This window comes from Fulvimarina thalattae (assembly GCF_040239565.1).
Classification (GTDB): domain Bacteria; phylum Pseudomonadota; class Alphaproteobacteria; order Rhizobiales; family Rhizobiaceae; genus Fulvimarina.
On sequence record NZ_JBEHWS010000019.1, the window covers coordinates 26,322 to 38,154 of the forward strand.

10 protein-coding genes, 1 pseudogene and 1 other annotated feature are annotated in these 11,833 nt (G+C 61.6%); of the genes and pseudogenes, 7 read left to right on the forward strand and 4 right to left on the reverse strand.

What is annotated here, in order from left to right; translation table 11 throughout:
- Window positions 1–70 precede the first annotated feature (70 nt).
- The gene (locus ABRA89_RS18055) at window positions 71–2,008 is read right to left on the reverse strand and encodes a methanol/ethanol family PQQ-dependent dehydrogenase (protein WP_349942893.1); all 1,938 of its coding nucleotides are present in this window, start codon (window positions 2,006–2,008) and stop codon (window positions 71–73) included.
- Between the two features lie 514 nt (window positions 2,009–2,522).
- Here ABRA89_RS18055 and ABRA89_RS18060 point away from each other — a divergent pair.
- Genes ABRA89_RS18060 through ABRA89_RS18070 form a run of 3 tightly spaced genes read left to right on the forward strand, consistent with a single transcriptional unit; the run spans window position 2,523 to window position 5,018 of the window.
- Window positions 2,523–2,897, forward strand: a complete 375-nt coding sequence (locus ABRA89_RS18060; RefSeq protein ID WP_349942894.1) for a hypothetical protein — start codon at window positions 2,523–2,525, stop codon at window positions 2,895–2,897.
- The gene (locus ABRA89_RS18065; RefSeq protein WP_349942895.1) at window positions 2,894–4,360 is read left to right on the forward strand and encodes a sensor histidine kinase; all 1,467 of its coding nucleotides are present in this window, start codon (window positions 2,894–2,896) and stop codon (window positions 4,358–4,360) included. The genes ABRA89_RS18060 and ABRA89_RS18065 overlap by 4 nt, the downstream gene beginning before the upstream one ends.
- 25 nt (window positions 4,361–4,385) lie before the next feature.
- On the forward strand, window positions 4,386–5,018 hold the full coding sequence (locus ABRA89_RS18070; RefSeq protein WP_349942896.1) for a response regulator transcription factor: 633 nt from the start codon (window positions 4,386–4,388) through the stop codon (window positions 5,016–5,018).
- A gap of 132 nt (window positions 5,019–5,150) precedes the next feature.
- Here the strand turns inward: ABRA89_RS18070 and ABRA89_RS18075 are convergent, their stop codons facing one another.
- On the reverse strand, window positions 5,151–5,612 hold the full coding sequence (locus tag ABRA89_RS18075; RefSeq protein ID WP_349942897.1) for an Lrp/AsnC ligand binding domain-containing protein: 462 nt from the start codon (window positions 5,610–5,612) through the stop codon (window positions 5,151–5,153).
- A 163-nt stretch (window positions 5,613–5,775) separates the two neighbouring features.
- Between ABRA89_RS18075 and ABRA89_RS18080 the strand changes: the two genes are divergently transcribed.
- Window positions 5,776–6,789 (forward strand): 1-aminocyclopropane-1-carboxylate deaminase, encoded by a 1,014-nt coding sequence (locus tag ABRA89_RS18080; protein ID WP_349942898.1) that lies wholly within the window; start codon window positions 5,776–5,778, stop codon window positions 6,787–6,789.
- A gap of 119 nt (window positions 6,790–6,908) precedes the next feature.
- The gene (locus tag ABRA89_RS18085) at window positions 6,909–7,079 is read left to right on the forward strand and encodes a hypothetical protein (protein ID WP_349942899.1); all 171 of its coding nucleotides are present in this window, start codon (window positions 6,909–6,911) and stop codon (window positions 7,077–7,079) included.
- Window positions 7,080–7,107: 28 nt separating this feature from the next.
- On the opposite strand, the gene ABRA89_RS18090 is transcribed toward ABRA89_RS18085, so the two are convergent.
- Window positions 7,108–9,477: a 1-deoxy-D-xylulose-5-phosphate synthase N-terminal domain-containing protein gene (locus ABRA89_RS18090; protein WP_349942903.1), complete on the reverse strand. Its 2,370-nt coding sequence runs from the start codon at window positions 9,475–9,477 to the stop codon at window positions 7,108–7,110.
- Window positions 9,478–9,616: 139 nt separating this feature from the next.
- On the opposite strand from ABRA89_RS18090, the gene ABRA89_RS18095 reads away from it, so the two are divergent.
- Both ABRA89_RS18095 and ABRA89_RS20465 read left to right on the forward strand, forming a co-directional pair.
- A complete protein-coding gene (locus ABRA89_RS18095; protein WP_349942900.1) occupies window positions 9,617–10,087 on the forward strand; it encodes an Lrp/AsnC family transcriptional regulator in 471 nt (156 codons plus the stop codon).
- Between the two features lie 366 nt (window positions 10,088–10,453).
- Window positions 10,454–10,555 (forward strand) — a sequence feature (AL1L pseudoknot).
- Window positions 10,556–10,708: 153 nt separating this feature from the next.
- Window positions 10,709–10,921: pseudogene (locus tag ABRA89_RS20465) on the forward strand (IS3 family transposase); the annotation flags it as partial.
- A gap of 80 nt (window positions 10,922–11,001) precedes the next feature.
- Here the strand turns inward: ABRA89_RS20465 and ABRA89_RS18100 are convergent.
- Window positions 11,002–11,833, reverse strand: an 832-nt coding sequence (locus ABRA89_RS18100) for an IS256 family transposase (RefSeq protein ID WP_349942901.1), incomplete at its 5' end; no start/stop codon positions are given.

Below are 11,833 nucleotides of genomic sequence, written 5' to 3' on the forward strand. Positions count from 1 at the left end.
GCATCGAAGGAGATCGCCGGGAAAGACACGGCGCATCATGCGCCGTGTCTCCTGGACATCCGTTTCAGCCTCAGCTCGGATCGCGATCCGACTGCTGCTTGAGCGAGGCGTCGCGCTCGCCACTCTGTCCACTCGTCGGCTCGTATTCGCCGGTGTTGATGTCATCGGTGTAAACGCTCTCGCCGTCGAGCGAGAAGACCATCACACCACCGCCCATCTGGGTGTAGTTGGCAAGTTCGGAGAACGCGCCGACTGCACCGAGACCAGCCGTCGGATCATTCAGGTCGAAGACGAGGCCAACGCCCGGCCAACCACCGACACCGTAGTAGATGGCGACGTACTGACGACCGTCATGCTCGTAGGTCATCGGATGACCGATCGCACCGGACGGAAGCTTGAACTTCCACAGGAGGTCGCCTGTATCGGAGTCACGAGCCTTGATGAAGCCGTCGAGCGTTCCGTAGAACATCACGCCGCCGGCCGTGGCGAGCGTGCCGCCCCAAGCCGCGAAGCGCTCCATGACTTCCCATTTATACTCGCCGGTGATCGCGTCGTAGGACTTCACCTGACCAAGGCCGAGATTGGCCTGACGATCACCCTTCGGACCAGGATACATGTTCAGCGTCGCACCGACGAAGAACTGACCGGCACGATAGGGAAGCATGAAGGGCTCCCAGTCCATGCAGATGTGGTTGACCCCCATGAAGAAGGACTCGCGTTCCGGATCGTAGGAGTCGTGGCCCTGGTTGTGGTAACCCATCGCTGACGGACAAATGTCGCGGCCAACGTGATCCATGCGCGTTCCGAACTCCGGATCGCGGATTGGAACACCGGTTTCCAGGTCGACCTCCGTCACCCAGTTGACCGTGTCGTCGATCTTGTCCGCAGAGATCAGATCACCGTTCGTGCGGTCGAGGGTATAGACGATGCCGTTGCGGTCAGGATGGGTCAACAGCTTGCGCATGTTGCCTTCCTTGTCCTCCTGTTCGGAGAGCATCATCACGTTGACGCCGGCATAATCCCACTCGTCATGCGGGGTCTTCTGATAGGCGAACTCCGCCATGCCGTCGTCCGGGTTACGACCCCAGATCGCCATCGTCCACTTGTTGTCGCCGGGACGCATGGTCTCGTTCCATGGCGCCGGGTTACCCGAACCATAGTAGAAGAGATTCTCGTCCGGATCGTAGGCGTACCATCCCCAGTTCGTGCCGCCACCGATTTTCCAGGCTTCGCCTTCCCAGGTCTCGAGACCCAGATCGAATTGGCCGTATTGCGGATTTGGGGCGTTGAAATCCTCGGAGAGGCGGATGTCCTCGTCCGGGCCGGTTGCATAGGCGCGCCACTGCTGCTCGCCAGTCTTCACGTTGTAGGCCGTGACGTAGCCGCGGACGCCGAGTTCGGCACCGGACGAGCCGACGAGAACGTTGTCCTTGATGACGTATGGCGCGATGGTCAGCGTGGAACCGACGCGAATGTCGGAGTTCTCCATCTGCCAGCGGGTTTCGCCGGTCTTTGCGTCGATCGCTACGATGTGCCCGTCAAGCTGGGTACGGAAAATCAGCGGATCGACTTCATCATCGCCCGGCCAGTAGGCCAGGCCGCGATTGACCACGTCGCAACAAGCGACGGCACGGGCCGTCGGATCCTGCTTCGGCTTGTTCTGCCAGACGATCTTGCCCGGATCGTCGAGGCTCAGGGCAAAGGTCGTGTTCGGGAACGGCGAATGGATATACATCATTCCATCGACGACGAGGGGCGTCCCTTCGTGACCGTGCAGGACGCCGGTGGAGAACGACCAGGCGGGCTTCAGGTCCGCCACATTCTCCTTCGTGATGGAGGTCATTTCGGAGTAGTTGTTGGCGTCGTAATTCCGGCCGGTCATCACCCAGTTCTGGGGATCGTTCGCCAGTTCGACCAACTTGTCGTTCGCCTGAGCTGCACCTGGGGCTGCCAGGATCATGGCGGCGGCGAGCGAAACACCGGACACGGAGTTTAAGTATCGTCTCATAATTCCTCCCGAATTACTAGTAATCGGCAGACAGATTCTATCTTTCGGAAAGAATCTTATGTCTAACTGGGTCACTATCTGGAACGATCCTCCCAGATCGCAGATCACCTTTTTCATAGGCGTCATTTTTTGTCTTTAGGACTGGGCGCCCAAAAAGGCGGGAAGAAGTGCCCGATCTTGCAAGCAGTCTTTTCAAACACTTCTCCCTCGTGTCAGAGACGACTGTTGGAATCGCCGGGTCGCATCTCAAGTCCGCGACCAGAACTGTATTTTTGATCTGCAAATCGACCTCGGCAGAAAACCGCCGTATCCGGCGTCGGCGGTTTCGCAGGCGGTCTGTCGAGGCCGGCGTGGGAGCAAGGGAATGATTGGATCGGTGAAGCCGTCGATCAGGAGAGCGAAACCGGTGGTTTGGCTTGCCGCCGCTGCAATGGGCGCCGGCTTGACCTCATGTGACGACCCGCCTGCCGAAATCGGCATTGCGGGTGTGCAAGTCGAGGAAGAGCAGCAAGAAATGGCGCGCTGGCAGCCGGTCAGTGACAAAACTCCCGTCGCGCTCTTTCTCGCACGCGTTGCGGCGAACGAGCCCGACCTGCAGGACAGTTCCGAAGCCGTTTCGCATTATGCGAACCTCCTCCGGGACGCCCGGCGCCATTACATCGAGACTCCGCGCATGATCTCCAACCGTCTCATCCAAGGGGGCGACTATCTGACGGAGGGCGGCACGCCGATGCCGCTCGACACGCTCCTGATCGAGCTGGAAAGCATCGGCGGAAAGGAGCCTCGTTCCTTCGCCGACGACCTTCATCACTACATCAATCTTCGCGACGCAGGTGCGGACCACGAGGCAGCGATTGCCGATCTTGCGAGAGCGGGCGAACGGCGATGACAGTCGGAAATATGACGATCACCGCAATTCGATCGTCGGTCGGCGAAACGGAAAAGACGAAAAGCCTTCGCGGACGGATCGCTCTTGGCCTGGTCCTGATCAGCCTTTTCGCCTGGTTTGCCCTGACCGCCGTCATCCTGGTCAATGCCAAGATCGCGACGAGCCGCGAGATCGAGGCCTCCTTCCTCATTGCCGACCGGTTCGCCCATGAGCGCGCCACCGCCATCGAGAACGACGCCAATCCTCAACAGGCCCTGTCGGAACTCTATCGACAGCTCCTCCAGATCAGGCACGTCACTGCCGAGATGACGTTCAGCGATGGCTCGCCCGTGCCGATCGCTGCGGACAGCACGCCGATCGAGCAAGAGGCCGGCGCGTTGGAAGAAGAAGGCAAAGCGCCCGAGCTTTTCGCGGAATTCATCCGATCTGCAAAATTTCAAACGGAATTTTCGGTGGTCGCCGACGACCGACAAATCGCGACGATCGTTCTGCGTTCCAATAGCGACGACGAAATCGACGAGGTCTGGGAAGACTTTCGCTTTATCCTGCCGATGACCATGGTCTACGGTCTGGCTGTTTCGGTTTTTGCCTTGTTGATGGTCAGCACCGTCTTCTCCCGCCTGCAGGAGACGTCCACGGCCCTATCCAAATTGCGATCGGGGGAGAGCGGGGTCCGGCTTCCGGAATCGGGGTTCGCCGAATTCGAGCCGGTGGGCGCGGGCTTCAACGAGCTGGCCGCATCTCTGATGGCAGAGCGTCGCGCGAACAGCCAACTCGCCAACCGTCTGCTGACGGCGCACGACGAGGAGCGACGGCGGCTCGCAAGCGACCTGCACGACGAGGTCGGGCCCAGTCTCTTCCTCGCGCGCGCCAACCTGTCCAGGCTGAAACGGGTCTTCTGCGATCACGGTCCGGACAATTCCGAAGTACTGCAGGCGCCGCTCGACGAGCTCGAATGCAGCATCAACGACGTGCAGCTGCTGATGCGGCAAATCCTGTCGCGGATGAAGCCGATGATGATCGGCGATGCGCCGCTTTCCGCCGTGATCGAAACGCTCGCGCTCGACTATCGTCGCGTGCAGCCGCATCCGGAAATCGGGCTCACGATCGGAACAGGAGATCTCACCTTCGGCGAAACCATCGATCTCACGATTTATCGCTTCGTGAGCGAAGGCATTCTCAACGCACTTCGCCATGGTGGTGCCGACCGGATCGATATCGACGTAGCGCTGGCACCATCCACCGCAAAAGAAGCCTCGAACCTCGTCGTGACGATCGAAGACAACGGATCGGGTACACCGAAGGAAAACGCGCGCGGCATCGGCCTCGACGGCGTACGCGAACGCGTCAACACGCTCAGTGGACGTCTGATCGGCCCGGAGCGCTCAACCCGGGGAACGCGGGTCGCGATCGATATTCCGGGCGTCGAGGGCCGGAAGGCGCGGATGCCACGGCCCGAATGAGGAAGAGCAGAATGAGGCGACAGACATGAAAACGGCGCTCTTAATCGACGACCATCCGATCGTCCTCCAGGGCCTCATGCGGAGCGTGGAAGGGCAGTGCGCCTGCATGGCTTACGGCGCGAGTACCCTCAGCTCCGGTTTTCGCCAGTACCGCCAGCTGGAACCCGACATCCTAGTGCTCGATCTGTCGTTTCGCGACAACGCCTTTGCCGGCTTGTCCTTCCTGCGCCGTCTGAGGCAGGTGGATTCGAAGACGCCCGTTCTGGTCTTCAGCATGCATAGCGATCCCGCGGTCGTAAAGCAGGTGCTGCTCGCCGGCGCGAGCGGCTACGTCCAGAAGGATATCGCGCCCGAAATGATCGGAGAAGCGTTCGCAACGGTGATGAGCGGGGCGCCCTACCTGGCGCCCGAGATGGCGACGAAGGTCGCGCTCCTGAACCAGCAGCGCGAAAGTGTGGTCTTCGAGAACCTGACGTCCCGCGAGATCGAGATCCTCGGCCTGATCAGCCGAGGCCTCTCCTATTCGGAGATCTCGGAGAGAATTGGCGTCAGCTACAAGACGATAGCAAACAACGCCTCGGCCCTCAAGGCGAAGCTGGATGCCAAGAGCCTCCCGGAACTTGTGATCAAGGCGATCTACATGTTCAATTCCCGATAGTCGAACCACGAAAATGAGCCGGCGTCGATAAGACGTGTCGGCGGAACGATCTCGGCCGGGCAGACGTAAATCGGACCACTTGGGAAATGGCGGGTTTCCCTGTGATCCGTGTCACTGAAGACTCCGCATTCTTCAAAAATCCAGAGGTTCGGAGTCCTTCACCACCTTCATGACGAAGAAGGTGCGGGTCTGGCGCACGCCGGGCAGGGCAATGAGGGTTTCGCCGTGCAGGCGGTTGAAATCGGCCATGTCTCGCACGCGGATCTTCAGGAGATAATCGAAATCGCCGGCCACGAGGTGGCAGTCGAGGACGACGGAGAGCTGCGTAACGGCAGCTTCGAAAGCGGCGAAGCTTTCGGGCGTCGAACGATCGAGCACGACGCCCACCATGACGACGGCGCCCAGCCCCAGCCGTCCGGGATCGACCTCGGCGCGGACCGAGCGGATCCAACCCTCCTCGAACAGGCGCTGGGTGCGGCGATGACAGGTCGCCGGGCTCACATTCACGCGCGCCGCGAGATCGGCATTCGAGAGCCGTCCATCGGACTGGAGCGCGCGCAGAATATTGCGGTCAATGCGATCGATTTCGGCCATGGAAGATTCTTCTGACTTTTTGAGATGATCATAGCTCAGACGATCATTCTGTAGACAACTTCTATTCTAAAATTCGCTTTTTGCCATTTATTACGAGAGCACCTTTCGCAATCGTGGTGCTAGTGTCGCGGCGTCATTCTTCGAGAAGCTCAAGGGAGCCGCCATGCTGGAAAAATTCGAGCGCTATCCTCTTACATTCGGTCCGACGCCCATCGAGCATCTGCCGCGCCTGAGCCAGGCGATCGGCGGCAAGATCGACGTTTATGCCAAGCGCGACGACTGTAATTCCGGCATGGCCTTCGGCGGCAACAAGCTACGGAAACTCGAATATATCGTGCCGGACATCCTGGCCTCCGGCGCCGACACGCTGGTCTCGATCGGCGGTGTCCAGTCGAACCATACCCGCATGGTCGCGGCGACGGCCGCCAAGCTCGGGCTGAAATGCGTCGTCGTCCAGGAGAAATGGGTGCCTCATTACGATGCGGTCTACGACCGGGTCGGCAATATCCTGCTCACCCGGCTGATGGGCGCGGAATCCCGGCTCGTAGAGGATGAGTTCGATATCGGCATCCGGCAAAGCTGGGAAGACGCGCTTCAATCGGTGCGCGATGCCGGCGGCACGCCCTACGGCATCCCGGCGGGAGCCTCGGTCCACAAATATGGCGGCCTCGGCTATGTCGGCTTTGCCGAAGAGGTTCGCCAACAGGAAGCCGAACTCGGCTTCAAGTTCGACTACGTCGTCGTCTGCGTCGTCACCGGTTCGACCTTCGGCGGCATGGTCGTCGGTTTCGCCGCGGACGGCCGCGCCGACAAGGTGATCGGCATCGATGCCTCGGCCACGGTGGAGCAGACGCGCGCCCAGGTGCGCCAGATCGTCGATAACACGGCCGATCTCGTCGAACTCGGTCGCAAGGTCGAGGATTCCGAAATCGTCATCAATCCGGATTACGCCTATCCAGCCTATGGCGTGCCGAGCGAGGAGACCAACGACGCCATCCGTCTCGCTGCCCGCACCGAGGCGATGATGACCGACCCGGTCTATGAGGGAAAATCCATGCAGGGCCTCATCGACCTTGCCAAGAAGGGCTTCTTCCCCGAGGGCTCGAAAGTGCTCTACGCCCATCTCGGCGGTGCACCGGCCCTCAACGGCTACAGCTATTACTACAAGGACGGCTGAGCGCTCGTACGTTCAGCCGAAATCCCAGAACCCCTCCGCGTCCCGCAGCGGAGGGGCCTTTTCGAGGGCTGCGATATCGGGCGGCGGGCGATCGTTACGCGCTCACCGACAGCCAGGACATGATGAAAGAGATCGTGGTGGCCGCTCCGATCCTGGATGGCGACGGCCGTCCCGTCGCATGCGTACAATGTTCGCTGTCGAGCCGAAAAACTTCCGAAGCCGAAATTGCCCCGAAACTCATCGAAATCGCCAATTCGATTCAGGCACCTCGTCTTCTCGCCGCGCCTTGAACGACCTCCAAAGGTCGGCTTCTCTTCGTCAGGTCGCTCCCACTGGTGAGACGAGGTCGCTTCCGACCCTACGCCCGGCGGTCAGCCCCTCTACCCGGTCTATGATCGTCGCAGCGTCGATGCCGAAATGATCGTAGAGATCGCCGATAGTGCCGGTCTGGCCGAAATGCTCGACGCCGAGGGGGATCGTGCGGTGGCCGGCGACCGCGCCGAGCCAGGAGAGCGTCGTCGGATGCCCGTCGAGGACGGTGACGAGGTGGCAGCTGCGCGGCAGGGCCTCGAACAGCCGCTCGATATGGGAGCGGGCCTCGCGGTTGCCGCGCGAGCGAGCGCGCTGGGCGGCGAGCCAGCCGGAGTTCAGCCGGTCCGCAGAGGTGACTGCGAGAACGCCGATATCGCGCCGGCCCTCGCCGAGAATACCCGCCGCCTTGATCGCTTCCGGCGCGACCGCGCCCTGATAGGCGATGACGACCTCGCAATTGGGCCCCGGCTTCTTCAGCCAGTAGGCCCCGTCGATTGCGCCCTGCCGGAAGGCGTCGTCTGCGCGCGTTCCGATCTGCTCGATCGGGTTGGTGGTGAGGCGCAGATAGACCGAGCCGCCGGTCTCGTCGCGCAGCCAGGTGCGCTCGTTGAGGACGGCATCGCCATCGCGTTGCAGATATTCGAAAGCCCATTCCATGATCACCGCGAGTTCGTCGGCAAAGGCCGGTTCGAAGGCCGAGAGCCCGTCCTGGCTCATGCCGATCAGCGGCGTGCCGATGGACTGGTGCGCCCCGCCTTCCGGCGCGAGCGTCACGCCGGAGGGTGTGCCGACGACGATGAAGCGGGCGTCCTGATAGCAGGCATAGTTCAGGGCATCGAGGCCGCGATTGACGAATGGATCGTAGAGCGCGCCGATCGGGATCAGCCGCTTGCCGAAGAGCGAATGGGAGAGGCCGGAGGCGGCCAGCAGCAGGAAGAGGTTCATCTCGGCGATGCCGAGTTCGATATGCTGGCCCTCCGGCGTGAAAACCCATTTCGCGGTGGACGGGATCTTGTGCTCGATGAAGGCGTCGAGCTGGTCCTTGCGGGCGAAGAGCTTGCGCCGGTTCACCCAGGGCCCGAGATTGGTGGTACCGGTCACATCCGGCGAGGTCGTCACGATGCGGGCGGCGAGCGCGCTGTCGCCTTTGGCCAGATCGTCGAGGATCTTGCCGAAGGCGGCCTGGGTGGAGAGCGTCTTGTCCTTCGGCGGCGCGACTGACGGGACCTCGATCTTATCGTCCTTCAGGCGGCGCGTGCCCTTGGAGAAGAAAGGAACCTCGTCCAGAAACGCCCTGAAAGCGTCGACATCCTCGATCGTCGCGAAGGGCTCCCATTCCTCGCCCTTGGCAACCCCCATGTGCTCTTGCCATTCGGCGAACTGGTCCTTGGTCATCAGCCCGCCGTGATTGTCCTTGTGGCCAGCGATGGGGGTGCCCCAGCCCTTGATCGTATATGCCAGGAAGCAGGTCGGGCGGTCGTGATCGACGCTCGCGAAAGTCTCGGCCATGGTGGCGGTGCAGTTGCCGCCGAGGTTTTCCATGAGATCGGCGAGCTCGCCGTCGCTGCGCCGGTCGATCAGCGCGGAGACATCGCCCTGATCGCCGAGATCGTTCATCAGCCGCTCGCGCCAGACCGCGCCGCCCATGAAGGTGAGCGCGGAATATTCCTGATTGGAGCAGGCGTCGATCCACTCGCGCAGCTTCTCCCCGCCCGGCTCCCCGAAGGCCGCCCGCTGGAGCGCGCCATGCTTGACGCGCACGACGTCCCACCCGAAGACGTCGAACATCTTCTCGATCCGCTCGAACAGTCCCTCCCGCACGATCCCGTCGAGAGACTGGCGATTGTAATCGATGATCCACCAGCAGTTCCGCAGATCGTTCTTCCAGCCCTCCTGCAAAGCCTCGTAGACATTGCCCTCGTCGAGCTCCGCATCGCCCACGAGCGCCACCATGCGCCCGAGCGGCACGTCGTGGCCCCAGTGCTTCGCCTGAATGTAGTCCTGGACGATCGAGGCGAAGCTCGTCACCGCGACACCGAGACCGACGGAGCCGGTCGAGAAATCGACGTCGTCCTTGTCCTTGGTGCGGCTCGGATAGCTCTGGGCGCCGCCGAGCCCACGAAAGGCTTCCAGCTGCTCGCGGGTCTGATTGCCCATCAGATATTGCATGGCGTGGAACACCGGCGAGGCGTGGGGCTTCACCGCCACGCGGTCCTCCGGCCTGAGCGCCGAGAAGTACAGCGCCGTGATGATCTGCACCATGGAGGCCGAGGATGCCTGATGGCCGCCCACCTTGATGCCGTCCACCTTCGGGCGGATGTGGTTGGCTTGATGGATCATCCAGTGCGAGAGCCAGAGCAGGCGCCGCTCGATCATCGTCAGATTGTTGGACGCCACACTTTCCTCCCTGAAATCTTCCATGAAGCATCATAGCGCGCCGGCACCCCGGTTTTCTGGCTCTTTTCCCTTCCTTTGAAGCCACTATTAGTGGAGTACTCTAACAAATCGAGAGATCATGAAGGAAACAGCTTCCATCGACACCTTCGACCTCCAGATCCTGCGCGCACTCCTCGGCGATGGCCGCATGTCCATCCAGGCGCTCAGCGACAGGGTCGGCCTCAGCCCGACGCCGGTCGCACGGAGGGTGCGCCGGCTGGAGGAGGATGGCATCATCACCGGCTATGCCGCGCTGATCGACGAGGAGGCCCTCGGCTTCGAGGTCTCGGTCTTCGTCTCGGTCAAGCTCGACCGGCAGATCGACCATGCGCTTTCGACCTTCGAGACGGCGATCAAGCGCATGCCGGAGGTTTCCGATTGCTGGCTGATGACCGGAAATCGCGACTATCTTCTGCGCGTCGTCACCCGCTCCATGCGCGAATTCGAGGAATTCCTCGTCGGCCGCCTGACCCGCATCGAGGGCGTCGCCGGCATCGAATCCTCTATCCCGCTGAGACGGGTCAAGGCGAGCCTGTCGCGGACGTTTTGAAAGCCGTGAACCGCTCCGGGTTTACCGGCGGACCCAACTCCTGGGAGCAAGCGGTCACGATGAGCAAAACAACAGACAAGCACGCGCCTGAGGTCAGCAACCGAGCGGTTTGGACGGTTTCGGATAACCAGGGCGGGCACAGAACGCGCTGCCGATTGCGGCGAAGATCGGCTGCTCGGCGCAAACCCTGCACGAGTGAGTGAAGAAGGCCGAGGTCGATAGCGGCAACCGTGCCGAGCTGCCCGGCGAAGTGGCCGATAGGCTAAGGCGTTGGAACGCGAGAACCGCAAGCTTTGCCAGCTTAACGAGATCCTGTTCAAGGCGTCGGCGTCTCACCCGCCACTCGAACCAGTGGCGTGACGGGTTCGACTTTGACCAGACGGAGCTCGACCGCCCGTTCAGGAAATGATCGCCAACATCGACAAGCATCATGAGGAGTATGGGGTCGAGTTGATCTGCCGTTCGCCATTGTCGCTCGGGCCAGTTCCGCGACAAGGCTCGCTCTGCCGATCGACCTCCTCCCATCACGAGAGTGTCGCTTAGCGGGATGATCTCTCCCGGATGTTGTTGCGTTCGCAGCGCGACGTGGCCCTGAAGCCGGAAGCGCTGCGCGTCATCGCCGAGAACTTCGGCGTCACTGGCGTGCACCAGATCTGTCGTCAGATGAACCGGTAAGTGTTCGATGTTGCCCGCTGTCGATGAAGCGTTTGACGCGCGAACTCGGCCTGCAAGGAGTGATCAGTGGCGAGCCGGTGAAGACTGACAATCGACGACAAGGCGGCGCTCTGTCCGCTCTATCAGGTAAACCGACAATTCCATGCGCCGGCGCTGAACAACGACACTACCCCCTGATGGAAGTGCAGCTGGTGGCGGCGAAACTCAGAGCGATGGTTGGATCTGGGTGATGGGGCCGATCAGGCGGCGCGTTGATTGGCTTCGGGGATGACGGCGACGCCGTCGGTGAATTTGACGCCTGCGATGAGCATCGACAAGCGATTTTCGCCCTTCAGCCGTCGCCAGGTCTTCGAAGCCGCCATGACGAGCTTGAACACCATGAGCCGGGCGGTTTTGTGCGAAAGGGCGCCTTTCGTGCGTACGGTTCGATGCCGGACGGTGGCGAAGACGCTCTCGATCGGGTTGGCGGTGCGCAGGTGGTCCCAATGTTCCGCCGGGAAGTCGAAGAAAGCGAGCAACGCTTCGCGATCCTTCGTCAGGCATTGAACGGCTTTCGGATATTTGACGCCGTACTTTTCCTCGAAGTTCGCGATAGCCGCCTCGGCGTGGGCGCGATCCGGCGCGTCTCGAACCTCACGCAGATCGGCTTTCATGTTCGGCTGCACCGATTTGGGGACCTTGTTCAGGACGTTGGCGTTCGGCCTACGCCCTCGAACCGGTGGCGGGCTGGCCTCACTGTGAACCCAGCAGCGCTGGTGCTTGGTTCCGGGAAAGATCTCCTCGAGCGCCTTCCAGAACCCCATCGCTCCATCGCCAACGGCGACCTCAGGCGCAACGGCAAGGCCACGAGCCTTCAGATCGACGAGGAGTTCGCGCCAGCTTTGAGCGCTCTCGCGCACACCCACCTGGAAACCGACGAGTTCTTTCCTGCCTTCGGGCGTCGCGCCAATGATCACCAGCATGCAGGCGGCAGCGTCTTCCAAGCGAGCCTGGAGATAAACGCCATCGGCCCAGACGTAGACGTAATGGCGGGCAGAGAGATCACGTCGCTGCCAGCGGTCGTAATCATCC

Excerpts from the sequence above, each read along its gene's own strand:
- ABRA89_RS18055 (WP_349942893.1), bottom strand. The coding sequence starts at position 2,008 with ATGAGACGATACTTAAACTCCGTGTCCGGTGTTTCGCTCGCCGCCGCC.
- ABRA89_RS18060 (WP_349942894.1), top strand. The coding sequence starts at position 2,523 with ATGGCGCGCTGGCAGCCGGTCAGTGACAAAACTCCCGTCGCGCTCTTT.
- ABRA89_RS18065 (WP_349942895.1), top strand. The coding sequence starts at position 2,894 with ATGACAGTCGGAAATATGACGATCACCGCAATTCGATCGTCGGTCGGC.
- ABRA89_RS18070 (WP_349942896.1), top strand. The coding sequence starts at position 4,386 with ATGAAAACGGCGCTCTTAATCGACGACCATCCGATCGTCCTCCAGGGC.
- ABRA89_RS18075 (WP_349942897.1), bottom strand. The coding sequence starts at position 5,612 with ATGGCCGAAATCGATCGCATTGACCGCAATATTCTGCGCGCGCTCCAG.
- ABRA89_RS18080 (WP_349942898.1), top strand. The coding sequence starts at position 5,776 with ATGCTGGAAAAATTCGAGCGCTATCCTCTTACATTCGGTCCGACGCCC.
- ABRA89_RS18085 (WP_349942899.1), top strand. The coding sequence starts at position 6,909 with ATGATGAAAGAGATCGTGGTGGCCGCTCCGATCCTGGATGGCGACGGC.
- ABRA89_RS18090 (WP_349942903.1), bottom strand. The coding sequence starts at position 9,477 with ATGATCGAGCGGCGCCTGCTCTGGCTCTCGCACTGGATGATCCATCAA.
- ABRA89_RS18095 (WP_349942900.1), top strand. The coding sequence starts at position 9,617 with ATGAAGGAAACAGCTTCCATCGACACCTTCGACCTCCAGATCCTGCGC.